This window comes from Neobacillus sp. SuZ13 (assembly GCF_030123365.1).
Classification (GTDB): domain Bacteria; phylum Bacillota; class Bacilli; order Bacillales; family Cytobacillaceae; genus Neobacillus.
Window position 1 is genome coordinate 2,310,005 of record NZ_CP126107.1, and the last position, 25,826, is coordinate 2,335,830.

A 25,826-nucleotide genomic window follows, 5' to 3' on the forward strand; every position below is an offset into this window, starting at 1 on the left:
TTAATTGGTTTAAATTCTAGGATTGTTTTTTATCGGTTTTTTTCTCAGTTAGTGCACGGTAAATTTGGGTATACATACTGCCTTGAACAATATTTTGGAGAAAAAAGTCCCCAATTAGTTTTAAGTATTCTTCATCCTCAAACATTTTTTTGTTTTGTAATTCCATTTCAGCCAAGCCTTCATATTTGGTAAGGAGGGCATATGTATGATCTTCACCTGAAACAGGGGTTAAGATCTCAACATTATGATCATAATTTTCATTTCGGAACGTCTTAATTTCTTTTAAATTCTCAATACCTTCTTTAAATTTATCTTGTTTAATCTCAAATGTCTGGTATACAAAAATTGCCATTAGCAGCATCCCCTAATTAAGATTTACAAACGTAAAGTTAAATTTCCCTTATTTGATTATAGTTATTCTTCACCAACCAGTCTGGCTATTTCACGTTTTAAATGGAAATATTTCATTCCACTTAAAAATCTTCTCTGGAGAATAATATCAATAGTAAAAGATGCTTTGAAAGGATTAGGTGAATTAATGACTTCATATCAACCAGGACAAGTCGTCTATATTATTATTAGGAATCCACATGCCCAAGATGTTGCTAATGTTCAACAAGCGGCGGTGGTACAGAACCCAGAGAACCCAGATCAACTTTCTCTTTTTGTTTACGAAACTTATTATCCTCTAACAGAGGAAGTGGCGGTTTATTCATCTGCAGAGGAAGCAGAATATGCTTATCAAGATGCATTTGGATTAACAGAGATGGAGGGGTATTATGGTTAAACCCTTTGTTCCGCAGCTCGTATATGTAGAGCCAAGTGCACTTGAGTACCCGCTGGGTAAAGAGTTAATCGCAAAATTTGAAAAAATGGGAATTGAAATAAGGGAAACCACATCACATAATCAAATTCGAAATTTACCTGGTGATAACGATTTTCAAAAGTATCGTACAGCCAAATCGACTCTAGTGGTAGGGGTTCGAAAAACATTAAAGTTTGATACATCCAAACCTTCTGCGGAATATGCAATTCCATTTGTAACGGGCTGTATGGGGCATTGTCATTATTGCTACTTACAGACAACAATGGGAAGTAAACCCTATATTCGTACTTATGTGAACCTGGAAGACATTTTCGAGGCTGCTGATAATTATATGAAAGAACGTGCGCCCGAATCAACTAGGTTTGAAGCCTCATGTACATCTGATATTGTTGGTGTTGATCATCTAACCCATACCCTAAAGAAAGCGATTGAGTTCTTTGGACAATCTGAATATGGCAAACTTCGTTTTGTGACTAAATTCGCCCACGTGGACCATTTACTTGATGCGAAGCATAATGGGAAAACCCGCTTTCGCTTTAGTGTTAATGATGAATATATCATTAAGAATTTTGAACCGGGGACATCAAGACTTCCAGAACGGATCGAGGCAGCCGGTAAGATTGCCAATGCCGGGTTTCCACTAGGTTTTATTATTGCACCGATTTATCTCCACGAGGGTTGGAAAGAAGGATATAAAGAAATGTTAGAAAAGCTGGAAGCGGAACTGCCGGATTCAGCTAAAAAGGACTTAACCTTTGAAATGATTCAGCATCGGTTTACAAAACCGGCGAAGCGTGTCATTCAAAAAAACTATCCGATGACAAAACTAGAACTTGATGAGACCAAAAGAAAGTGGAAATGGGGCCGCTACGGGATTGGAAAATTCGTCTATACAAATGAAGAACAAGAAGATATAAAGGATACTTTAGGCGGATATATTAACACCTTTTTCCCGCAGGCAAAAATAGAATATTTCACATAGAAAAAGAGGGGTTCCGAAGAATCCCTCTTTAATTATGGATTATTAAGATTCCGTTGGGTCCGGTTTAAACGATGGAATTGATTGTTCACTACCATCTGTTAGTTCATTATCTCTTTTAATTCGACCTTTTCCAACGGCCAATGCTACAAAGACTCCGACAGCTATAAAGATAAGTCCTGTTAAGAAAACCGTAGAAAATGAATTGCACCAGGCGATTTGAATGCCATGAATTACGCTATTTTGAATGTCTTCAGGCATTTTTAAAAGGCTCGGATTGAGCAGCAAACTAAATAATGAATCCGTTTTTTCAGAAAGAGCCGCTAATGCTTTATGTGCAATTGGATTTTCAGCATCATTAGCAACACTATTCATTTCACCTTTTAGTGTATGGTTCATGATTGAATTTAAAATCGTAATTCCAATCGTACCACCTATCGATCTAAAGAAGGTGGATGCGGATGTAACGGTTCCTAACTGCGACTTTGGAAATTCGTTTTGGATCGCAATCATTAATGTTGGCATAACTAAACCCATTCCTAGACCAAGGACAACCATATAAGCATAGGCAGTAAATTCATTTGAATCGATGCCCATTGTACTCATTAAAAAGAACCCTAATGCACCAAGGAGCATACCTGCTGTTAGTACAGATCGGAAGCTAAATCTAAGTAATAATTGGCCTCCAAGTATACTTGCTGCAATCATGGCAATCATCATAGGAGTCATGGTTGAACCTGCTTGTGTTGGTGATACACCAAGAATTCCTTGCATGTACATTGGTACGAACATTATTGCTCCAAACATTCCAAGCCCAAGCAAAAATCCTAGCGCATTCATCGTTGCAAACGTTCGATTTTTAAAAAATGATAGGTCTAAGATTGGTTCCACTGCTTTTCGCTCGATAAAGCCGAAAATGATTAGCAGCAGGATTGAACCTCCAAAAATAAGGTAAGATGTCGTTGAAGCCCAGTCAAATTTATCCCCGCCGAAAGTTAAACCAAGTAATAATAAGACAATGGCAGGAATTAATGTGATTATTCCCCAATAATCAATATTCACTTTTCCTTTAACTGCGGTAGTTTCATGCTTTAATCCCATAAAGATTAGAATTGCTGAAAGTAGCCCAAAAGGAACGTTAATCAAGAAAATCCAGTGCCAGCTAATGCTATCAACAATAATTCCACCTAAGAAAGGCCCAATGACAGAACTTAATCCAAAGAGTCCGCCAAAAATTCCTTGCCACTTCGCTCGTTGCTCAGCTGTAAAGATGTCCCCAATAATGGTTTGAGATAGGGGCATGATCATCCCGCCGCCAATCCCTTGAAGGCCTCTATAGATCACTAGCTGTTCCATTGATGTAGCTTTAGCACATAATCCAGAACCAATAATAAAGATAATTGTTCCGAGTAAATAAAGAAACCTTCTACCGTACAGGTCAGAAAGTTTTCCTACAATTGGGACAATCGTTGTCGATGTAATCATATAAGCTGTCGTAACCCAAGCAAAAATCGTAAAGCCATTTAATTCTGAAATAATCGTCGGCATGGCTGTTCCGACGATCGTTTGTTCTAAAGCACTGAAAAACATACCGATAATTAAACCGGTGATAACTAATTTGGTATTAATTCGTTTATCTTCTATCGCCATATCATTTTCTCCTATCAAGATGTTTTTAAATGAGTTCCGTCATAAAATATACAGTATAACTGTCCGGTCAGTCAATATTTTCGTAGAAAAGGATAATTAATAAAAATATCCCTTAAAGTTCGAATCCATAAAAATCAGCCGTTTCCTTGGTGAGTGGTTCTAGTTTTTCTATACCTTTAAAATTGGAAAGCATTCCTTTGATGACTGGAAGGCGAGGATTTTGTTTGTTAATTTCCTCTTCAAGGACGTCTAATGAGATTTCTAATACTTCTCTATTTTCCAACTGATCAATTACATTTCTCATGTTTTTGATTATATTATTTACATTGGCGGGTTCGAAAAATTGCTTTGATTTTTTAATAATATTCTCCATTTTTTCCTCGGTTAAGAAGGGTTCCTCACTTGAAATGTCTTTTACGATACTATCCATTCTTTTCATTAGATAATGGGATAGTTTCTCAATCTCAAATTCTGCAGGTTCAAGCATCATTAATCCCATATATGTTTGAAACAACCCTTCAAGAATCATAGCTAAATCAATTGAAAAAGGCTCAATTCTTTTACCATAAATTAAAACTAATCCTTTGCGATGTAATAAATGAGATTCAAAACGCTTTTTGAATAGAAGTTTTTTAATTTCCTCATTTCTTGGGATTGCCTGTTCTTTGGAGAGCATAATCATAAATTCTTTATGACCAATAAATGTTCTGAAAAATGCACTAATTTGTTTGATGAATTTTTCTCGCGGGGATAATTCCTGGTTTTCAAAAACTAGCCTGCTTGATTCTATCGTCTCAAATATATATTCCAGTATCGAGAGTAATAAATCATCTTTTGACTTAAAATGTAAATAGAAAGCTCCTTTAGAAATATTACTTTCAGTAGCAATCTCTTGGATCGACGTGGATGAAAAACCTTTTTGAGCAAAAAGCTTCATCCCTGATTGAATAATTACTTTCTCCTTTTCTGTCAAAATAAACCCTCCATTATTAGATGTTCCTATGTAGAAACGTATAATTCTTGACTTATGACTGGTTGGTCAGTATTATTAGATTTGTTATGACCGCATAGTCAATCCTATTCGAATCAGACTGAAATGTCAACATGGTATAAGAAGGAGAGAAAAATGAAGAAAATCATTCAGTTTTCATTGAAGAACAAGTTTGCAGTATGGCTATTAACCATTATTATTACAATTGCTGGATTGTATTCAGGAATGAACATGAAACTAGAAACCATTCCAAATATTAATACACCACTTGTTACGGTTTTGGCTGTGTATCCAGGTGCGACACCCGAGCAGGTTGCTGAGAAAGTTACGGAACCGATTGAAAAACGTGTCGAGAATTTAGATGGGGTTTCAGTTGTGAGTTCTTCTTCGTTTCAAAATGCATCATCTATCCAAATAGAATATAACTTTGATAAAGACATGGAAAAGGCTCAAAATGAAGTAAAGGAAGCCTTGAGCAATCTTGAACTTCCTGAAGGGGTAGAAGATCCAGAAGTTTCTCGGATGAGTTTTTCTGCCTTTCCTGTTATGTCTTTAAGTATTACAAATCCTAAACAATCTTTGGCAGAATTAACAAAGTCTGCAGAAGAGGATATTGTTCCAGAACTTGAAGGAATTGAAGGGGTATCAGCCGTTCAAATTTCAGGACAGCAAGTTGACGAAGTTCAATTGAAATTTAACCAGTCGAAATTAAAGCAATATGGATTAACAGAAGATACCGTGAAGAATTTAATCAAGGCTTCTGATGTTACCATGCCATTAGGATTATACACATTCAAAGACACACAAAAGTCAGTTGTCATGGATGGGAATGTTTCTACAATAAAAGACTTAAAAGCGATTAAAATACCCGTTATTCCAACAGCAGGCACATCGCAGCAAGGTGCAGCAGCCAGTCAAAAAAACCAGGGACAACAAACAGGTATAACTGCTGGCCAAGTCAGCCAATCGGGACAGGTTTCTACTTCAATTCCTAGTGTTGAACTGAAAGATATTGCCACAATAAAGGTAGTAGGGAAAGCAGAGTCTATTTCCAGGACAAATGGCAAAGAGTCCATTGGAGTACAGATTACAAGTGCACAGGACGCAAATACTGTTGACGTTGTTAACGCAGTCAAGGAAAAATTGACAGATTTTGAGGATCAAGTTGATGGTTTAAAAGTTACTACGATTTTTGATCAGGGAAAACCGATCGAAGAATCGGTTGCAACCATGCTGAATAAAGCCATTTTCGGTGCAATATTTGCCATGATTATCATCTTGCTTTTCTTGAGAAATTTTCGGACTACAATCATATCGGTTATTTCTATCCCATTATCCATTTTAATTGCGATTTTACTTTTAAAACAAATGGATATTACACTTAATATGATGACCCTTGGCGCTATGACTGTGGCAATTGGTCGCGTTATTGATGATTCGATTGTTGTAATTGAAAACATCTTTAGAAGGATGTCTCTTAAAAATGAAGCTTTAAGTGGTAAAGATTTAATTGTTGCTGCCACCAGAGAAATGTTTATGCCGATTTTTTCTTCCACGGTTGTAACGATTGCTGTGTTCCTTCCATTAGGATTAGTGAAAGGTCCAGTAGGCGAGATGTTCCTTCCGTTTGCATTAACCATTGTTTTTGCATTATTGGCGTCTCTTTTAGTTGCGATAACAATTGTTCCAATGATGGCTCATTCTTTATTTAAAAAAGGGATTTCCACTAAACAAGTCCATGTTGAAAATAAACCAGGTAAATTAGCTTTGGGATATAAAAAAGTTCTCAATTGGTCCCTAAATCATAAAATCATTACCTTCGGGCTAGCACTTCTCTTATTAGTGGGAAGTTTGTTCCTAGTACCCGTAATTGGGGTAAGTTTCCTCCCATCTGATGAACAAAAAATGGTTGTGGCCACTTACAAACCAGCACCAGGAGAAACCTTGGATGAAGTTGAGCGGGTTGCAACTGAAGCAGAGGGATTTCTTGAGGACAGAGCTGGTGTAAAAACGATACAGTTTTCAGTCGGCGGAGAAAATCCAATGAATCCAGGTCAAAGCAATTCCGCCATGTTTTTTGTTGAATATGATAAAGACACCAAAAACTTTTCACAAGAAACTCAAAAAGTTATCAATGATTTGAACAAACGAAATGATAAAGGTGAATGGGCAAGTCAAGACTTTTCAGGTATGGGATCATCCAATGCGCTTTCATTTAATGTATATGGTAACAATATGGATGAAATTGAACCTGTTGTAAACAAGATTGAGAAAATTTTCAAAAGTAAAGAGACCCTTAAAAATGTGAAGACTAGTATTGCTGATACGTATGAAGAGTATACACTAGTCGCAGATCAGAAAAAACTAAGCCAACTGGGACTTACTGCAGCGCAAGTAGGGATGGAGCTTGCAGGTAGCCAGCGTCAAGTATTGACAACTATTGAAAATGATGGCAAAGAAATGAATGTCTATTTAGAAGTCGAGAAAAATGATTATGAAAATATTAATGATTTAACCGATAAAACGATCCAATCCCCGATGGGTATGACAGTCCCTATTAAGGATGTTATCGATATTAAGAAGGGGCATACATCTGATACGATTACCAGACGTGATGGCCGTATTTATGCAAGCGTAAGTGCAGAAATTACCACAAAAGATGTTTCAAAAGTTTCTGCAGCTGTTCAGAAGAAGGTAGACAAAATAAAACTTCCTTCAACTGTTGATGTTTCAGTTGGCGGGGTATCTGAAGATATTGCAGAATCCTTTACACAGCTAGGGTTAGCCATGCTTGCAGCGATTGCGATTGTCTATTTAGTACTTGTTATTACCTTCGGAGGAGGATTAGCACCGCTAGCGATTCTATTCTCATTGCCATTTACGATTATCGGAGGACTTTTAGGTTTGTTGATTTCTGGTGAAACCTTGAGTGTATCTGCAATGATCGGTGCCTTGATGTTAATTGGTATTGTTGTAACGAACGCGATTGTCCTGATTGACCGTGTAATTCATAAAGAAAATGATGGATTATCAACGAGAGAAGCCATCCTTGAGGCGGCTGGGACACGTCTGCGTCCGATTCTGATGACAGCCATTGCGACCATTGGTGCACTAATACCTTTAGCAATCGGAATGGAAGGAAGCGGGCTTATTTCGAAAGGATTAGGTGTGACAGTTATCGGCGGATTGACAAGTTCGACGCTCCTTACTTTAGTAATTGTACCAATTGTGTATGAAACACTAATGAAAATGAAGCGAAAAGAAAAGAAGCAAGTTGAGAAAACTTTATAGGAAACGAAAATGAATAGCAGCTGATTCTTTTGTTTTGTTAACAGAAGAGTCAGCTGCTATTATTATTTATTGGAGCCTTGACATTTAAAAAAAAGAGAGTATAGTAATGTTCTTGTGCTGGTCATTTTGTTTTTTTAATAAATGTTCATGGATTGTTCATATTTAGCTGTTAGGATAGATGTTAGACTATTGAGAGCAGTAGTTCCTCATTAATATAAAAATAAAAACTGAAAGTATATAATCATAGATTACAAGGTAGGTGCTATATGATTAACTTATTGCAAAGAGGTCAAAGTATTTTTAATAAATATGTTGGCTTTTTCTTTTTGACAGTATTTTTCTTATGGATAAAAACATATATCGTTCAATTAACGCAATTTGACTTAGGAATAGAAAATTCTCTTCAGAAGTTTCTATTGTTTATTAATCCGCTCGGATCTGCTTTACTTTTCTTGGGCGTTGCTTTCTTTTTAAAAGGTAGAAAAAAGTATATTGGGCTAATTGTAATAGATTTTCTTTTATCGTTCCTTTTATATGCCAATGTCTTATTTTACCGATTCTTTAGTGATTTTATTACCTTACCAACCTTAACTCAGACTCAAAACTTTGGCGATGTAAGCGGCAGTGTCACTTCCTTATTGAAGCCATACGATTTATTATTCTTTCTTGATGTCATTGTGTTAATTGGTTTACTTGTTTTCCGGTTTGTGAAAATCGAAGTTAAGGACATGAATCGCGGGAAAGTTGCAGCATTGTTTTCAATGGCACTTGCAATTTCAAGCGCGAATCTAGCTTTAGCTGAAACGGACCGTCCTCAATTACTAACTAGAGGGTTTGACCGAAACTATATCGTGAAATATTTAGGGATGTACAATTACACCATTTATGATGCTGTTCAAAGTACGAAAGCATCTGCCCAAAGGGTTATGGCCAGCAGCGATGATATTACTGAAGTTGTTAACTATACAAAATCTAATTATGCAGAGCCAAATCCAGCTTACTTTGGGGCTGGAAAAGGAATGAACGTAATCTATTTACATCTTGAATCAATGCAAAACTTCCTTATTAATTACAAGTTGAATGGGGAAGAGGTCACGCCATTTTTAAATTCATTAACGAAAGATCAAAATACTCTTTATTTTGATAACTTCTTCCATCAAACTGGACAAGGTAAAACTTCGGATGCTGAATTTATGTTAGAAAATTCATTATATGGATTATCTCAAGGTTCAGCTTATACAACAAAAGGGTTAAATACCTATGAAGCAGCTCCTGCCATTTTAGGTCAGCAAGGCTACACATCAGCCGTGTTCCATGGGAATTCAGGAAGCTTCTGGAATCGTAATGAAATTTATAAATCATTTGGCTACAACAAGTTCTTTGATTCAAACTACTATCAAATCGATTCTAAAGATCTTGCTGAGTATGGACTGATGGATAAGCCATTTTATGCACAATCGATTCCACTTTTGGAATCTTTACCAGAGCCATTCTATACAAAATTTATTACTGTATCGAATCATTATCCGTATCCAATCAATGAGGAAGACGCAACGATTGCACCAGGTACAACGGGTGATAAATCGGTCGATGGATATTTTCAAACGGCACGATATGCGGACGAAGCATTAAAGCAATTCTTTGATTACCTTAAAAAATCAGGTTTATATGATCGTTCGATCATTGTAATGTACGGGGATCATTATGGTATTTCTGAAAATCATAATAAAGCAATGGCACAGGTAATGGGAAAAGAAATAACGCCATTTGAAAGTACTGGATTACAGCGCGTGCCATTATTTATTCGTGTCCCTGGAATGGAAGGCGGGGTAAACCACGAATACGGTGGTCAAATCGATCTTCTTCCAACTCTTCTTCACTTACTTGGAACAGATACAAAAGAGTATGTCCAATTTGGAACAGACCTATTATCTGAACATCATGATGATTTAGTACCTTTCAGAAATGGTGATTATGTAAGTTCAACCATCACTTCTATTGACGGGAACTTCTATGATTCTAAAACGGGTATGAAATTGGATGAAGCAAAAACTGAAGAAGCCAAAAAAGATCAAAAAATCGTCGAATATAAATTAAAGCTTTCAGATAAAGTAGTAAATGGAGATTTATTACGTTTCTACAAACCTGCAAACTTTACTTCAGTTGACCGATCACAATATAACTATAATAAAGATGAAAATGTCGTATCTAAATAGTAAACTGCCTGAGGAAATCCTCAGGCAGTTTTTTTGTCCTTCAATTAGGACAAACACATTCTGCTTGCATCATTATTTTCAAAAGGTGAAAAGATATAGTCAGTAGGAAGTCTGTATAGGGGGGATTATGATCGGGAAGGTTTGGCACATATATAAAACTGATTGGAAAAATATTTTTCGTGTGCCTACTGTAGTGTTGTTGGTTGGTGCACTTATGGTCCTGCCGTCGGCTTATGCTTGGGTGAACATCAAGTCAATGTGGGACCCGTATAGTAATACATCTGGAATTCGTGTGGCTGTTAGTAACGAAGATGTAGGAACCGAAATACACGGAAAAAAAATAAATGTCGGTAACGATACCGTCAAGAATCTTAAAAAAAATCACCAACTGGGCTGGGTCTTTGTTAGTCGGGATGCAGCGGAAAGTGGTGTTGAAAAAGGTAGTTATTATGCTTATCTCATCATTCCTAAGGACTTTTCAAGGAAACTGTCGAGTATATTAGAGGTAAACCCTCAAAAACCAGAAATCGAGTTCGGGGTAAATGAAAAAATCAATGCTGTTGCTCCCAAAATCGTAAGTTCAGGAGCATCAAGTGTAACCGCCCAAATAAGCCAAGCTTTTATTAAGACAGTTAGTGAAGCCATTTTTAATGGATTTTATAAAGCCGGAATTGAATTGGAGCAAGCGCTGCCATCTATCCATAATGTTGAAAAACAAATTTTTGCATTGGAAAAAGCCTTGCCTGAAATAGAAAAAATGGGGAAAGCAGCGATTGAACTTGAAAAGAAGTTACCTGATATTCAGGCAAAGGGACAAAAAGTGATGGAGTTAGAGCAGCGAATACCAGAAATAGAGGAGGCAGCTGCAAGTATTTTAAAGGTTGAAGAGCGGTTACCACTTATCAAAGAAACAGGCGAGAAAGTCATATCCCTCCAAGAGAAAATTTCTAGTCTCCAGAATGCGAGGGAGCTTATTGCAGGTGCTGTATCCAATTTAACGGAAGTAGAAAACGTTTTACTTCAGTCACTTGAATATATGAAGGGATCTTCAGTATCACAGAGTGAGTCCAAAGGGGAACAAGCTGAGATAAGCAGGATATACGAAGAGCTCATAAAAATACATGGAAATGTTATGGAAGCACAGACGGGTCTACACCAGAATGTAGATAAACTGACAAAAGAGGTTAACACAGCAGCCGATTTTTTTAAAAATGATTTTGGGAATTATGAACAAAAAATCCATCGTGCAGCTGACTTTGTGCGGACAGGTTTACCAAATTTAGAAAGCGACATTCGAAATGCAGCAGATTTATTTAGAACGAGGTTTCCTGCCTTCGTGAGGGCTGTCCACAAAGCGGCAGACTTAGCTCGCAACGATTTACCAGGATTTGAGGAGAAAATAAGGAGTGCTGCTGATAAAATTAGAAGATTTGAAAGCAGTGTAAATATGTATGATTTAATCCAGTTTCTAAAGCATGATCCTCAAAAAGAAAGTAATTTTCTTTCGAATCCAATCTTATTAAAAACAAACCGGCTATTTCCTATTCCGAACTATGGATCAGCAATGACACCATTTTACACGATGCTAGCTCTTTGGGTTGGTGCGACACTTTTAATTGCCTCACTCAAAGTGGATGTTGACAATCCAGATCCTAGCTTTAAAGGGTACCAGCTTTTTTTAGGAAGGCTCATTACCTTTCTTACCATCGGAATCTTCCAAGCTCTCATCGTGTCCCTTGGTGATTTATTTCTTATTCATACGTATGCAGTGGACAAACTCTGGTTTGTACTTTTTAGTTTGTTTATCAGCATGGTATTTGTCACAATTACTTATTCCTTATGTTCGGTGTTTGGCAATATCGGAAAAGGGTTAGCAATCATTTTTTTGGTACTGCAAATCTCAAGTTCTGGTGCAACCTTTCCAGTAAGTTTGACCTCATCATTTTTTCAAGCAATTAATCCTTTTATGCCATTTACCTATGCAGTGAGTATGCTTCGTGAGACAGTGGGCGGCATGATCAATGAAGTAGTGTTAAAAGATCTGTTTGCACTGGTTGTTTTTATTGTGCTAAGTTTACTTTTATCCATGTTATTAAAAAAACCATTAAGTAAAAGGATTCAACAAACAGCCGAAAAGGCAAGAACAACAAAGATTATTCCGTAATGCGTATCAAATGATTGTCTATGCCGACTGGTTGTCACAATGCCCAAAAAACCAAAGAAATATAACAAATTAACGCTGTGAATTGATAAAGAAGGGTTGTAAAATAGGGATACCTTCGAATGTTTCCTATAGCCTGGGCAGACATGTAAACATGTCTGCTTTGTTTATTTCTCGAGTAAACCAACGTTTCATATTGCGTACAGTAATACTTTTTAAAATATTATAATAAATCAACTTGACAATTCCTATGTGTATGGTAGGATTAATTTTAAATAATAAATACAGGGATATATTGAGCACATGCTCAGGTCCATTATAATATGGATCTATTACTCTAGTAAATCAACAGGGAGGTCCACAGGGATGTCAAAAGCAGTGACTTATGAAAACTGGAATCAAATTTCGGATACTTTTTCCATAGAAGACCCGACAAAGGGTGCACGTGCTGTTTTAGAATGGGCATACAGCCAGTATCCTGAAGAAAAAATTGTCTATGCCTCCAGTTTTGGTGCAGAAGCCATTGTATTAATTGATCTAATTTATCAAGTTAAAAAAGATGCTCAGATCGTTTTTCTAGATACAGGCCTTCATTTTCCAGAAACTTACGAGGTAATCGACAAAATTGAAGCGCGTTTTCCAGAGCTTCAAATCGAACGAAAAACTCCTAAATTGAGTTTAGATGAACAAGCAGCTGAATATGGATCTGCCTTATGGAAAAGGGAACCTAATCAATGCTGCCAAATTAGAAAAGTTATTCCTTTACGTGAGGCACTAACCCCAAGAGAGGCATGGATTTCAGGTCTACGCAGGGAGCAGTCTCCAACAAGAAAAGATACTCAATTCTTAAATAAAGATGAAAAATTTCAAAATATTAAAATTTGCCCGCTTATTCATTGGACCTGGGATGAGGTTTGGGATTACATCAAGGAAAAGGACCTTCCTTATAACCAATTACATGATCAAAACTATCCAAGTATTGGCTGTTTCCCTTGTACCCAAGCTGTTGGGACTAATGGTGATTCCCGTGCTGGACGTTGGTCTGGCAGCAGCAAAACAGAGTGTGGATTGCACTCGTAGGATTGAATCAAAACTTATAATGAAAGGTTGATAAAAATGTCATACTTACCAAAACCTCATGGAGGAAAACTTATTCAAGCGTTTGACCCTAATTACGATCTAACTTCAGTAGTAAAAGAACTAGAAATTGATGCGATTGCCTTAAGTGACCTTGAATTAATCGGAATTGGTTTGTTTAGTCCGTTAAAAGGTTTTCTTGGTAAAGCGGATTATGAATCTGTTGTTAACAATATGCGCTTAGCAGACAATACCATTTGGTCTATCCCAGTTACACTTCCAGTTTCTTACGAGGTAGCTGGATCACTCGTTGTAGGTGAAGAATTCAAACTTACTTATAACAACGAAGTTTATGGAGTGATTAAGGTTTCAGAATGGTATGAACCTGACCTAGACAAGGAAGCAGTTGAAGTATATAAAACGGGAGAAACTGCCCACCCAGGTGTGAAGCGCCTTTATGAAAGAGGACCAGTATACGTGGCAGGAGAAATCGTTTTAGTTAAAAAGTCAGAAAAAGGTGTTTTCGATGATGTATGGTTTGAGCCAAAGGAAACTCGGGCCATTTTCGAAGAAAAAGGATGGAAGACAGTGGTAGGCTTCCAAACTAGAAATCCAATTCACCGCGCACATGAATACATTCAAAAGGCGGCTCTTGAGACTGTTGATGGCTTGTTTGTAAACCCGCTAGTTGGTGAAACAAAGTCAGACGACGTCCCAGCAGAAGTTCGTCTAAAAAGCTACAGAGTATTGTTAGATAATTATTATCCAAAAGAGCGCGCACAGTTAGGTGTGTACCCTGCAGCAATGAGATATGCAGGTCCAAGGGAAGCGATTTTCCATGCACTTGCTCGTAAGAATTTTGGCTGCACTCACTTTATTGTTGGTCGTGACCATGCTGGTGTAGGTAACTATTATGGAACTTACGATGCCCAGCACATTTTTAGTAATTTTACAGAAGAAGAGCTTGGTATTAAGCCTTTGTTCTTTGAACATAGCTTCTATTGCAATAAATGTGAGGGTATGGCTTCTGATAAAACTTGCCCGCATAGCAAGGAAGATAGAGTCATCCTTTCCGGTACAAAAGTAAGAGAGATGCTTCGCGCTGGCGTATTGCCACCATCCACCTTTAGCCGCAAAGAGGTTGTAGAAGTACTGATAGAAGGAATGAAAGAAACAGCTACCGTGTAAGGAGGAATTATATCAATGACTAAACCAACAAATATTACATGGCATGAAACATCTATTTCAAAAGAAAATCGTCGTGAAAAAAATGGGCATGGAAGTTGTGCCCTTTGGTTTACTGGACTCTCAGGGTCTGGTAAATCAACGATCGCTAATGCGGTATCTAACGAATTATTCCGCCGGGGAATTAGTGAATATGTTCTCGATGGAGATAATATTCGCCACGGTTTAAATAAAGATCTTGGTTTTTCCGATTATGATCGAACTGAAAATATAAGAAGAATTGGCGAAGTGGCCAAATTGTTTGTCGACAGTGGCAAAGTAGTGACGACTGCTTTTATTTCTCCATTCCGCTCCGATCGTGACCAAGTCCGTGCTTTGTTCGAAGACGGTGAATTTATTGAAGTCTTTGTGCAATGCCCGATTGAGGAATGTGAACGTAGAGATCCAAAGCAGCTATATGCGAAAGCACGCCGCGGGGAGATTAAGGATTTCACCGGAATTGATTCACCATACGAGGCACCAGAACAACCAGAAATTACTCTTCATTCAGATAAAGTAACAGTTGAAGAAGCGGTAGAACAAGTCTTTGCTTATCTAAAAGAGAAGAACATTATCTAAAAGAGACGGTGGTTCATTCTCTCACACAAGAGCGAAGTATGACAATGTCTTGAATGGTAGAGGATAGTAAGTAAGTGAAGCAAGGAAGGAGCAGTGAGGGTGAAAGCAATTCTATACATTGGCCATGGTACACGTTCAAAAGAGGGTGCTGAAGAAGCCAAATCTTTTATACATAGAGTGATGGAACGAATAAATGTGGAAATTCAGGAAATCTGTTTTCTCGAGTTGACCAAGCCGGGTATTGAAGAGGGCTTTCTGCACTGTGTAGATAGGGGAGCGACAGAGATAACTGTCGTTCCCTTATTTTTATTAGCTGCTGGTCATATTAAAGAAGATATTCCACAAGCTCTTTCTTCTCTTTGCGAGCGGTATCCAACCATCAATGTTAAGATAAGAGATCCTTTTGGTGTTCAAGGGGAAATTCTCGATGGGATTGCAGAGATGGTTAGGGAGACGGTCACCAATCTAACACCTAAGGATTCGGTTTTAATTGTCGGAAGGGGAAGTAGTGACAAGAGCATTCACACTGCCTTTGCTGCGATTACGAGAGGAATTAGTGATCGACTTGGAATTGAACATGCTGAGGTTTGTTATTTAGCTGCAACGGAGCCAAGGCTTAAAGAAGGTCTTGAATCTATTTCTGTAAATTCTGCTGGAAAAATAATCGTGATTCCTTATTTATTATTTTCTGGCCTTCTTTTAAAAGAAGTGGATCATATGGTCAAAATCAGACAAAAGTTAGGTCAGCAGATTATTCACACCGGCCAACTGAGTAAACATCGTGTCATTGAAGATATTATCATTGAACGAGCAACAGAAGGTGAATAAATTTATTTACTTTAGCTAAAATCGTAGGATTTTAGCTATTTTTTTGGAAAAAAAGGGTAAATTAACAAAGTAAATTATTGAAAAGATGAACTTTAGTTCATCTTTAGGTGAAAAAATAATATAATTAAACAATAGAAAAAGATTGTTTCACATTTTAACGAACCTATTACTGGCTAAATATTAATGAAAAGATGTGATGATGTGACAGAACTTAAACAAGAAAAAGTTCAACACCGAAAGCTACCACTTAGAAAGATCATTCTTCGAGCCGTCGCCATCACTATAGGTGCTATCCTAATGGCAACGGGGTTAGAAATATTTCTAGTTCCAAACCATGTTATTGATGGTGGAATTACAGGTATTTCAATTATGCTGGCGCATATCACAGGATGGAAATTAGGGATTTTCCTCTTCATCTTAAACCTTCCCTTTGTTTATATGGGATATAAGCAGATGGGAAAAACCTTCGCTATATCAACCGTGTATGGAATTATTGTTTTATCGATTTTCACTTCCTTTTTTCATCCCATTCCAGCGTTCACCGATGATATTCTCCTTGCTACTGTTTTTGGCGGTATGATTCTCGGGACAGGGGTAGGTGTCGTTATCCGCAATGGCGGTGCTTTAGATGGAACTGAAATACTGGCCCTTCTGATCACGAAAAAAGTTCCGTTTTCTGTTGGGCAAATTATCATGTTTATTAATATCTTTATATTAGGTGCAGCAGGTTTTGTGTTTAGTTGGGACCGTGCCATGTATTCCCTGCTAGCTTATGTAATTGCATCAAAGGCTATTGATACCGTTGTAGCCGGCCTCGAAGAATCAAAATCTGTTTGGATTATAAGTGATGAAGCCGAAGAGATTGGAAGTGCAATAAATGCGAGGCTGGGGAGAGGAGTCACCTATATAAAAGGGCAAGGTGCCTTCACTGGTGACAATAAGAAGGTCATTTTCAGTATTATTACGAGGTTGGAAGAATCAAAATTAAATACGATTGTTCAGGATATTGACCCGAACGCATTTTTAGCAATTGGTGACATTTCAGAAGTGCGCGGAGGCCGATTTAAGAAAAAAGATATCCACTAATGAAAAGACTGTGTTAAAGGTTAATGTTAATTTTGACATTCTGTTGACCTTCGTTCCAGGCACGAAGACTCCTGCGGGAGTACGGGGCAGGGGAGACCCCGCAGGAGCAAAGCGACGAGGAGGCTCCACGGCACGCCCGCGAACCGCTCGTGCCTGGAACGGAAATCAACAGACAAGTTTAACACAGCCAATGAAAAAAAGGATCCGCGATTCATTCACAGATCCTTTTTTCATCTTAATGGCCTATTTCGATATTATCTACATGATTAATATGTTTATTATTCATCCAGATAAATAGGACCGAAACAACCACAAACCCGCCTCCAACTAAAAATGGAACACTTGGGTTATAGATTTCGGCTAGTTTACCTGCTGTAAATGGTGCGATTGCACCCCCGATAAACCGTAAGAAGCTATAGGCAGCAGAGGCCGTTGATCGCTCAACTGGGGCTGCATTCATCACGGCTGTGGTAATAAGGGTATTATTATTTCCTAATAAAGCGCCAGCTAATATGACAGCAGCAATGATGACCCATTGTGTCGATGTCCATATTCCCATTACCACTAAAAGTAGAGCAAATAAAATTAACATCAAACACATTGATTTAATGGTTCCAAACCATACAGTCAGTTTTGGAGCCATAAAAACTGAAGTAATAGCAAGCAAAACTCCCCAGCCAAGGAAGACGAATCCTAACCCGTGCTCATCTAAGCCCATGACGAATGGTGCATATGCAAGCAAAGTAAAGAAACCGAAGTTATATAGTGCCGCTGCAATACCGAAAACTAAAAGTGAACGATGTTTTAAGGCACGGAATGGATCAAGTAAAGAAGATTGTGATTTTACTCCAGTTGGTGTGGTTGACTTTGGCATTAAAATAAATAGACCAATAAAGGCAATAATCATTAATGTGGCAACCCCAAGAAATGGACCTCGCCAAGACATTCCACCAAGCCATCCGCCAAGTAAAGGGCCAACAGAAATGCCAAGACCGATTGCTGCTTCATATAAGATGATCGCTTTTGCCGTCCCACTATTTGATAGTGAAACAATTGCTGATAAAGCTGTTGCTACAAAAAGTGCATTTCCAAGTCCCCATCCGCCCCGAAGTCCGACGAGGGTCCAAATCCCGTTTGAAAATCCGCCAAGTGCTGAAAAGATTGCAATGATCACGATTCCAGACAATAATGTCCATTTGATGCCAAGCCTTGTAGAAATGACCCCAGTAATAAGCATGGCAACCGCCATAACGGCATTATAACTAGTGAACAGCAAGGTAACTTCACTATGTGAGGCATGTAGTTGTTCGGCAATTGCCGGCAAAATGGGATCAACTAAACCCAACCCCATGAACGCGATAATGCTTGCAAAAAAAACGGCCCAAACTGCTTTTGGCTGACTAAGTAAACCTGCCTTTTCATTGGGTTTCACCTGTATCTGTTGTGGTGGTGCGGTATTAGTTTTTGGTGCTGGTGCCATTAAATTTCCCCCTATGTGATTCTTTCCAACTTCTTGAATTAGTTGTATGATGAAAGTATATAATTGTATTATACAATCAATTTGCACTACGTCAATAGTGCTTTTGCCATACCAGTCAAAATAGTGTTTCCTTACAAATAAGAATATGAGTATGTTATCATAATTTATATGAGGAAATAACAGTGAGGTAGGAAAGTAAATGCATGAACATTCTTTAGAAATGATCGAACTTGAATTAGCCATTCTGATCCGCCGAACCACGTCAATTTCGAGTAATAAGAAATTGGGGAATCTTGATCGATCAGCCTATTTAATCCTACGAAGAATTAATGAAAAGGGTGCTGTCGGAGTAAAAGTATTAGCGGATGAATTTAAACTGGATATTTCTACAGTCAGTAGACAGGCAGCCGCTCTAGAGCATAAAGATTATTTATATCGAATTCCTGATCCACTGGATGGTCGAGCCTATTCTCTTCAATTAACTGAACTGGGTGCAAAGGAATTATTTGATTATCAACAGGCACGCTTGAAGAGAGTTGCGGAACTACTAGAAGATTGGTCGGATGAGGAACGTGAATTATTCGGGGTACTTTTGGAAAAATTCAATCGGTCTTTTAAATAATAGTTGTTTCGAGTTAGTTGAAAAAGAGAGGTTGATCCAAAAAGTTGTTAAAAGACACTTTTTTGGATCAACCTCTTTTTTTAACGGGCTTTCAAGGGTGCTAAAAGCTCTAAGTATCGCTCAAAAGGCAGCTCACATGCCGGGTATTTTTCTAATAGATGTAACATTGAAATTTCTTTTTCTGCAACTTGAAGTTGATAGGTTTCTTTATTTAGAAGTACCTCTAATTCTCTCTTATGTGGTGGACAGACAGTAAATTCCGCAAGTTCACGAAGTTGAGCGATAGTCACAGTTTCCGCTAAATCAACACTATAGCTTAGTAAATCCCACACACGAACAGGAAAATCTAGAGGGAGGTGGGTAACTTCGCCTCTATTTCCATTTAAGATCAGTTGAGTATTTTCATCTAGACCATATCGGTTAAGAACCCGGCCAACTAGCTCTGCTGAATTGCGAGGAATGATTCTAACCGCATTAATCTCTTGATTTTGGACCACGTCTGATGGTATCGGGTTATAGAGTCCGTTTACAAAATGAACAGATAAATTGTTGGTTGGAAAGGTGCTATCGTTTTCTAACCCAAAGTAATCGAATACTTTTGGCCAAACCTGTTCATGCCAATCTTCGTACTGTTGCTCAAATTCGCTGCTTGCATCACCTTGTCCTTTTTGGAACAAACGAGTCCCGCCTCTTTCACACAGCCTCTCATCAATAAAGGTAGGAATCTCTTGGTACGTACTTGCCCAATTGGTATCACCACAGCCAAATACGGCATATTTGACACCACTGAGTGATACGGAATCGTCTTCTTTCAGCCATTTGACAAATTTACGGGCATTTTTTGGCGGGTTTCCATTGTAGGAGGAGGTAATAATTAAGACGGCACCTTCTTTTGGCAGCGCTCCTGCAAATTCATCAAGTGTTGCCACTTCACTTTGGAACCCCTTAAACCTTGCAGTCACAGCTAAATCGCGAGCGATACCCTCAGCTGTTCCCATGTTGGAACCATAAAGGACAAGCAGGGGAGTATTATGTGCACCTAAGATAGATGTATTCCTTTGTGGTGCATGTTTGTCATTCTTCTCTAATGCTGCACTTGTCTCATTCATCCCATGGGTAAAACGTTCAGTAGTTTCACGAGGACGAACCTGCATCGTTAATCCGTCCGGTTTCAATGTTAATGTTTCCTTCACTTTCAATTGATAATTGGTATGGTCAATTAAATCGAAGTGTTTTAGAATCATCCCAATTAATAATGTTGCTTCATGCATAGCAAATTGCTGTCCGATACAAGCACGCTGTCCGTTTCCAAACGGTTTGAATGCATCATGAGGGATTTTCTTTGGATCTTCAAATCGTTCAGGCCTAAATTCTTCCACGTCATCGCCCCAAGCTTTCGGATCGCGGTGCAGCTTAGGGAGCAACACATTAACAACATCCCGCTTCTTAAGCGGATATTTTCCGGCCAGCAGTGTGTCTTCCTTTGCGAATAGCGAAAAAAGTGGAGCTGTTGGCCATAGCCGTAACGATTCATTCAGGATCATGCGAATGTATTTCAGATTTCGAACCTGAGGGTAGCTTGGAATAGAGTCAGTTAGAACTTGGTCTACCTCTGCATAAGCTTTTTCAAGCTTATCTGGGTGTTTCATTAAGAAATATAAAGCAAATGATAATAAGCCACTGGTTGTTTCATGCCCAGCAATTAAGAAGGTAATGATTTGATAACGAATATTTTCATCACTCAGCTTTTCTCCAGTTACAGGATCGGAACTATTTAGCATCCGGGAAAGAAGGTCTTCAGCCTCATGGTCCTCATTTTGTTTGCGTTCTTCGATGATTCTATCGACGAGAGAAACCATGGTATGTATATCTTGATTAAATTGTCTTTTTGTTTTAACCATGAGCTTATCTTGTAATCCAAGACGGTTACTTTGATTCATGGCTTCGTCCAGTGCTGAAGCCATACTTGTAATAAATGGGTGCGATTTTTCGCGATAAAAACTATTAAATCGATAGTTAAATCCACATAAACCAATCGTATCTAATGTAAGCCTTGTCATATCTTCGGGTACATCTATACTCTCATCATAATTGAGACGGGACCATTTTTGGATGAGTTGAACAGCAATATCAACCATCATGGAATGATAGCCTTTCATGGCATTTTGACTAAAGCTAGGAAGAAGAATGTTGTGCGCTTTTTGCCAATTTTCTTCTTTTGTCCAACTGGTAAACAGACCATCTCCAGAAAAGGCACGCACTTTCTGCAAAGGGGCATTGACGAGTTTGTCGAATCGAGAAACATCTGAAGCATCCTTTACTAAATCAGCAGAGGAGATAAATGTTCCAGTTCCCGATGGGAATTTAAGTTTGAATATGGGTCCATATTCATCGGCTAGTTTCATGATGGATTGAGTAGGTTGGCTTAAGTCTAGTTGCGGGAGATTACCAAGCGGGCCATATGTTTTTGGTTGTGGTATAGATGACATCTCAGTAGTTAACATGTTAACGATTCTCCTTACATAATCAAATTGACTATAAATTTATAATATTGAAATAATATTAAGATAGATTATAACATGAACGGGTTGGTAATATAAGGTGTAAAATACAAATCCTTAAGATAAATTTGTTAGATTAGTATATTAACAGAGTAATTACTGTGAAAAGAGAGACAAAGGTTGTCTTAACTGTTATTATTTTTGTGTGAGCAACAATTTCACATTAATTGTTTTTATTAAGGGTGGGAGAGGTAATCATGGAAACTACAAGAACCGAACAAGATTTCTTAGGAAAAAAAGAAATACCATCAGATGCGTATTACGGTATTCAGACTCTAAGGGCAGTTGAAAATTTTCCAATCACAGGTTATCGAATACATGAAGAATTAATCATCGCCCTTGCGATGATCAAAAAGGCAGCAGCGATTGCAAATACAAATACGAAGCGGTTGTATAGTGGACTTGGTGATGTGATTTGTCAAGCAGCCGATGAAATTATTGCTGGGAAATGGAATGATCAGTTCATTGTAGACCCAATCCAAGGCGGAGCTGGGACCTCTATGAATATGAATGCAAACGAAGTAATTGCCAACCGTGGACTTGAGTTACTTGGACACGAAAAAGGAGCGTATTTGCATTTAAGTCCCAATACACATGTCAATATGTCGCAATCAACAAATGATGTTTTTCCAACTGCCATTCATATTGCCACGCTTAGAATACTTGAAAAATTACTTTTGACGATGAAGGATATGCATAAAGTATTTAAAGATAAAGCAAAGCAATTTGAAAATGTAATCAAAATGGGTCGTACTCATCTCCAGGATGCTGTTCCTATTCGTCTTGGTCAAGAGTTTGAAGCATATTCTCGTGTGCTAGAACGTGATATTAAGCGGATTAACCATTCTCGTGAAAATTTGTATGAAGTGAACATGGGAGCAACTGCGGTTGGAACGGGATTAAATGCAGACCCCAAATACATCGAAGATGTGGTCAAAGAATTGGCGGAAATTAGTGGATTGCCATTGGTCAATGCTGAACACTTAGTTGATGCCACCCAGAATACGGATGCATATACAGAGGTTTCAGCTGCACTTAAAGTATGTATGATGAATATGTCAAAAATCGCCAATGACCTGCGGTTAATGGCCTCAGGTCCACGTGCAGGATTAGGAGAAATTTCACTACCCGCTCGTCAGCCAGGTTCATCGATTATGCCGGGAAAAGTGAATCCTGTCATGCCAGAGTTGATTAATCAGATTGCCTTTCAAGTAATTGGAAACGACCATACCATTTGTCTTGCGTCAGAAGCAGGACAACTTGAATTGAACGTAATGGAACCAGTATTGGTATTTAATTTACTTCAATCCATTAGCATTATGAATAACGGCTTCCGTTCTTTTACCGACCATTGTTTAGTAGGTATTGAGGCTAATGAGGTACGCTTAAAAGAGAATGTCGAAAAGAGTGTCGGGATAATTACGGCAGTAAATCCGCACCTCGGCTATGAAGTGGCAGCAAGAATTGCCAGAGAAGCAACCGTTACTGGAAAATCAGTTCGTGAACTATGCTTAAAGTATGATGTCCTTAGCGAAGAAGAATTAGATCTGATTTTAAATATCTATGAAATGACTAAACCTGGAATATCAGGGGCAGCCCTCCTAGATAGAGATTAATTTTAATAAATAAACTATTTGGTGCCTGACACCCATTGGGGTGTCAGGCACCATTTTTTATTTTAATAGAATGCTTAACGGGACGAGTTGGTAGCCTTGGTCCTTTAGCCATGGAATGACTTGGTCGACGGCTTCCGGTGTATTTATTCCCCCGATATGCATAAGGATGATATCTCCATTGCTTGCTCCTGTTTTAATACGGGAAATGATAACTTCAGTGGCTGGCTGTTTCCAATCAATTGTATCAAGGGACCACTGGATGCTATAAGGATATCCCGCTGCACCAACAGTTTTGAGCGCGGCAGAATTGTACGAGCCGAAAGGAAAACGAAAATAGGGTTGTGGAGATTTTCCAGTTGCCTCCTTAATGGCTTCCTCTGCTTTGATAATATCCTGTTTTAACGCATTGGCCGTTGTTTTTACGGCATCAGGATGAGAGTATGAATGATTACCAATTTCATGTCCTTCCTCGACAATTTTCCTGGCTAGGCTAGGATACTTCTCAACCCATGTACCTGTAAGGAAGAACGTAGCTTTGACCTTATGCTTTTTCAGAACATCCAATATTCTTATCCCTGCTGCATTACTTCCAGCATCAAAGGTTAATGAGATCTGTTTTTGCTGGGGGCTTCCTTCTGAAATAATGACGGAGGAGGCGGATGTCGGTGGTGGGTCCTGCTTAGGTGGAGTCGGCTCCACATTCTTTCCGTAAAGCTTTAAGATTTGATCTATAAAGATGGAATCAGAGGATAGATTATTCCATTGCTTTATTTTTTCTACAGTCACCTCGGCTCTAGTAGCAATGGAAAATAAAGTATCTCCCTTAACGACTTTGTATTCAACGATTTCGTTATCACCCAGAATAATTTGTTCAGGAGCAGCGGGCCCTGGGGCATTAGGTTCTTCTTCATCAGGCTCTCCGGATGGAGGGTGTTCCTCACCAGTAGGGTTTTCCTTTTCCGGCTCCTTACTATCATTATTTTGTCCGGGACCTGAAGGAGACTCTGTTTTAGGAGAATCGACAGGTTCACCATTCCTAAGGCCTGTCAGGTTCCAGTTGTAAAAGAACAATAAGAATACAACGCATCCTAAACAGATTGTGGCTAGAGAATAATAAATTCCTTTTCCGCTTTTTCGGTGAACCTGAGATACTACACCTAAAACAAGAGATACAGAAAATAATAGTATACTAAGCAGTATTAAGGTTTCTCGCATGGCACTTTCCCCTTTAAATTCAAGTGATGACCAGGGAGCAGAATCATTTAGTTTGCAAGGAATCGATTGAAGGAGTAAATTGAGGTCTAAAGGAGTATTTATATTAATTTAATTTCTGCTTTAATTATACCATATGAGAAATTGGGCTTAGTTGCTACGTACCTTTTAAAAAAAGCCTACGAAGTTTCGAACATCAATTTAATTTCCTTTTATATATTAAGGTATCCAATATTTTAGCAGGAAATGGCCAGTAAAAATGGAATAGAATAGGAGAGTCATATGTAACAAAATCAGTTGAATATCGTCTAATAATATAAAAGGGCATAAGGCTATACAAAAAGGAGTAAAGTAGGAGAAAATGGCGAAGCGTAATTGGGTTGTATCACTATTGGTAGCTGTGTGTTTAATTGGCACTGGATGTTCGGGACAAACCGCAAAAGAAAAAGAGGCAATGGCAGCGGAAAAGCAACAGCAAATCGAAAAAGAGAAGAAATTACAAGAAGAAAAGAAGCTGGCCGAAGCAAAGAAACGGGAAGAAGAAAGAAAAAGGGAAGAAGCAAGACCTGTATACGTAAATATTGTAGATCCGAACACGAAAGACATTGTAAAAACTTTTAATACAAAGGATTTAGGATACATAACGAATCCTGACAATTATAAAGTCGAAATATCAAAATTGACTAGAGAATTAGCTCGTGGAACCCAATCAAAGCCTGGCTACGACAAACGAATGGTTCTTGATAAACTTGATGAAGAAGGGAATATCATCAAAGGTACCCCTCAACAAATTCTGGATGAAGAAGAATTGGCTGAAAAGATCATGTTGGTTTCAGAAAAAGGCGGCAATGTGGAATTACCTATATATGTGAATGCAAGCGGGTATCAGGCTGAGGAGGCTTCCCAATTAGATGACGTTGTAGTTGCCTCATATACGACCCACTTTAATAGTGGGACAGTGGGAAGAACTAAAAATATTGAACTCTCAGCAGAGGCGATAAATAACGTGATCCTTGGGACCAATGATTCTTTTTCATATAATACAACAGTTGGCCCGAGTGATGCTGAACACGGTTACCAAAAAGCACCGGAAATAAACTATGGTAAGTTAGTTGAGGGGTATGGCGGGGGCATCTGTCAAACGTCTTCTACTTTGTATAATGCGATTGATCAATTGGCCGTCCAATATATTGAAAAGCATCACCATTCTTTAACGGTGGGTTACGTGCCGAAAGGAAGAGATGCGACTGTTTCTTATGGAGGTAAAGATTTTAGATTTAAGAATACAACGGGTGTACCTTTAATATTAAAAGCATTCGTAAACGGAGGTTCACTAACAGTTGAAGTAAGGACGTCAAAAACGTACCAAAGTCAACTTAAGAAACGAATCTAATTAGCCAAATGATAAAGGTATGAAATTATAAAAA

At 38.3% G+C, this 25,826-nt stretch carries 19 protein-coding genes; 13 read left to right on the forward strand and 6 right to left on the reverse strand.

Annotated elements, in window-relative coordinates:
- Nucleotides 1–16 precede the first annotated feature (16 nt).
- Nucleotides 17–352 carry a hypothetical protein gene (locus tag QNH17_RS11045; protein WP_144552185.1) on the reverse strand — a complete coding sequence of 112 codons (336 nt, stop codon included), beginning with the start codon at nt 350–352 and terminating at the stop codon, nt 17–19.
- Between the two features lie 186 nt (nt 353–538).
- Here QNH17_RS11045 and QNH17_RS11050 point away from each other — a divergent pair, with 186 nt between their 5' ends.
- A complete protein-coding gene (locus tag QNH17_RS11050) occupies nt 539–787 on the forward strand; it encodes a transcriptional regulator SplA domain-containing protein (protein ID WP_144552182.1) in 249 nt (82 codons plus the stop codon).
- Nucleotides 780–1,808 carry a spore photoproduct lyase gene (gene splB, locus QNH17_RS11055; protein WP_283878721.1) on the forward strand — a complete coding sequence of 343 codons (1,029 nt, stop codon included), beginning with the start codon at nt 780–782 and terminating at the stop codon, nt 1,806–1,808. The genes QNH17_RS11050 and splB overlap by 8 nt, the downstream gene beginning before the upstream one ends.
- A 42-nt stretch (nt 1,809–1,850) precedes the next feature.
- On the opposite strand, the gene QNH17_RS11060 is transcribed toward splB, so the two are convergent.
- Nucleotides 1,851–3,455, reverse strand: a complete 1,605-nt coding sequence (locus QNH17_RS11060; RefSeq protein WP_283878722.1) for an MDR family MFS transporter — start codon at nt 3,453–3,455, stop codon at nt 1,851–1,853.
- 112 nt (nt 3,456–3,567) lie between these two features.
- Nucleotides 3,568–4,428 (reverse strand): TetR/AcrR family transcriptional regulator, encoded by an 861-nt coding sequence (locus QNH17_RS11065; protein ID WP_283878723.1) that lies wholly within the window; start codon nt 4,426–4,428, stop codon nt 3,568–3,570.
- Between the two features lie 153 nt (nt 4,429–4,581).
- Here QNH17_RS11065 and QNH17_RS11070 point away from each other — a divergent pair, with 153 nt between their 5' ends.
- The 8 genes from QNH17_RS11070 (at nt 4,582) to QNH17_RS11105 (ending at nt 16,908) form a co-directional block, all read left to right on the forward strand.
- Nucleotides 4,582–7,737 (forward strand): efflux RND transporter permease subunit, encoded by a 3,156-nt coding sequence (locus QNH17_RS11070; protein WP_283878724.1) that lies wholly within the window; start codon nt 4,582–4,584, stop codon nt 7,735–7,737.
- A gap of 266 nt (nt 7,738–8,003) precedes the next feature.
- The gene (ltaS, locus tag QNH17_RS11075; RefSeq protein ID WP_283878725.1) at nt 8,004–9,953 is read left to right on the forward strand and encodes a lipoteichoic acid synthase; all 1,950 of its coding nucleotides are present in this window, start codon (nt 8,004–8,006) and stop codon (nt 9,951–9,953) included.
- 127 nt (nt 9,954–10,080) lie between these two features.
- Nucleotides 10,081–12,117, forward strand: a complete 2,037-nt coding sequence (locus QNH17_RS11080) for a YhgE/Pip domain-containing protein (RefSeq protein ID WP_283878726.1) — start codon at nt 10,081–10,083, stop codon at nt 12,115–12,117.
- A 363-nt stretch (nt 12,118–12,480) separates the two neighbouring features.
- On the forward strand, nt 12,481–13,194 hold the full coding sequence (locus tag QNH17_RS11085; protein WP_283878727.1) for a phosphoadenylyl-sulfate reductase: 714 nt from the start codon (nt 12,481–12,483) through the stop codon (nt 13,192–13,194).
- A gap of 36 nt (nt 13,195–13,230) precedes the next feature.
- Nucleotides 13,231–14,379, forward strand: coding sequence for a sulfate adenylyltransferase (sat, locus tag QNH17_RS11090; RefSeq protein WP_283878728.1), 1,149 nt, complete (start codon nt 13,231–13,233; stop codon nt 14,377–14,379).
- A 15-nt stretch (nt 14,380–14,394) separates the two neighbouring features.
- Nucleotides 14,395–14,994, forward strand: a complete 600-nt coding sequence (gene cysC, locus QNH17_RS11095) for an adenylyl-sulfate kinase (protein WP_283878729.1) — start codon at nt 14,395–14,397, stop codon at nt 14,992–14,994.
- 99 nt (nt 14,995–15,093) lie between these two features.
- The gene (locus QNH17_RS11100) at nt 15,094–15,822 is read left to right on the forward strand and encodes a sirohydrochlorin chelatase (RefSeq protein ID WP_283878730.1); all 729 of its coding nucleotides are present in this window, start codon (nt 15,094–15,096) and stop codon (nt 15,820–15,822) included.
- A 201-nt stretch (nt 15,823–16,023) separates the two neighbouring features.
- Entirely contained in the window at nt 16,024–16,908 is an 885-nt protein-coding gene (locus tag QNH17_RS11105; RefSeq protein WP_283878731.1) for a YitT family protein, read from the forward strand.
- Between the two features lie 235 nt (nt 16,909–17,143).
- Here the strand turns inward: QNH17_RS11105 and QNH17_RS11110 are convergent, their stop codons facing one another.
- Nucleotides 17,144–18,388, reverse strand: a complete 1,245-nt coding sequence (locus QNH17_RS11110) for an MFS transporter (RefSeq protein ID WP_283878732.1) — start codon at nt 18,386–18,388, stop codon at nt 17,144–17,146.
- Nucleotides 18,389–18,587: 199 nt separating this feature from the next.
- Between QNH17_RS11110 and QNH17_RS11115 the strand changes: the two genes are divergently transcribed.
- Nucleotides 18,588–19,010 (forward strand): MarR family winged helix-turn-helix transcriptional regulator, encoded by a 423-nt coding sequence (locus tag QNH17_RS11115; RefSeq protein WP_283878733.1) that lies wholly within the window; start codon nt 18,588–18,590, stop codon nt 19,008–19,010.
- A gap of 80 nt (nt 19,011–19,090) precedes the next feature.
- Here the strand turns inward: QNH17_RS11115 and QNH17_RS11120 are convergent, their stop codons facing one another.
- Entirely contained in the window at nt 19,091–21,514 is a 2,424-nt protein-coding gene (locus QNH17_RS11120; protein ID WP_283878734.1) for a cytochrome P450, read from the reverse strand.
- A gap of 254 nt (nt 21,515–21,768) precedes the next feature.
- Here QNH17_RS11120 and aspA point away from each other — a divergent pair, with 254 nt between their 5' ends.
- Nucleotides 21,769–23,187, forward strand: a complete 1,419-nt coding sequence (gene aspA / locus QNH17_RS11125) for an aspartate ammonia-lyase (protein ID WP_283878735.1) — start codon at nt 21,769–21,771, stop codon at nt 23,185–23,187.
- Between the two features lie 57 nt (nt 23,188–23,244).
- On the opposite strand, the gene QNH17_RS11130 is transcribed toward aspA, so the two are convergent.
- Complete coding sequence (locus QNH17_RS11130) at nt 23,245–24,402, reverse strand: polysaccharide deacetylase family protein (protein WP_283878736.1); 1,158 nt, start codon at nt 24,400–24,402, stop codon at nt 23,245–23,247.
- 358 nt (nt 24,403–24,760) lie between these two features.
- On the opposite strand from QNH17_RS11130, the gene QNH17_RS11135 reads away from it, so the two are divergent.
- Complete coding sequence (locus QNH17_RS11135; protein WP_283878737.1) at nt 24,761–25,792, forward strand: VanW family protein; 1,032 nt, start codon at nt 24,761–24,763, stop codon at nt 25,790–25,792.
- Nucleotides 25,793–25,826 lie beyond the last annotated feature (34 nt).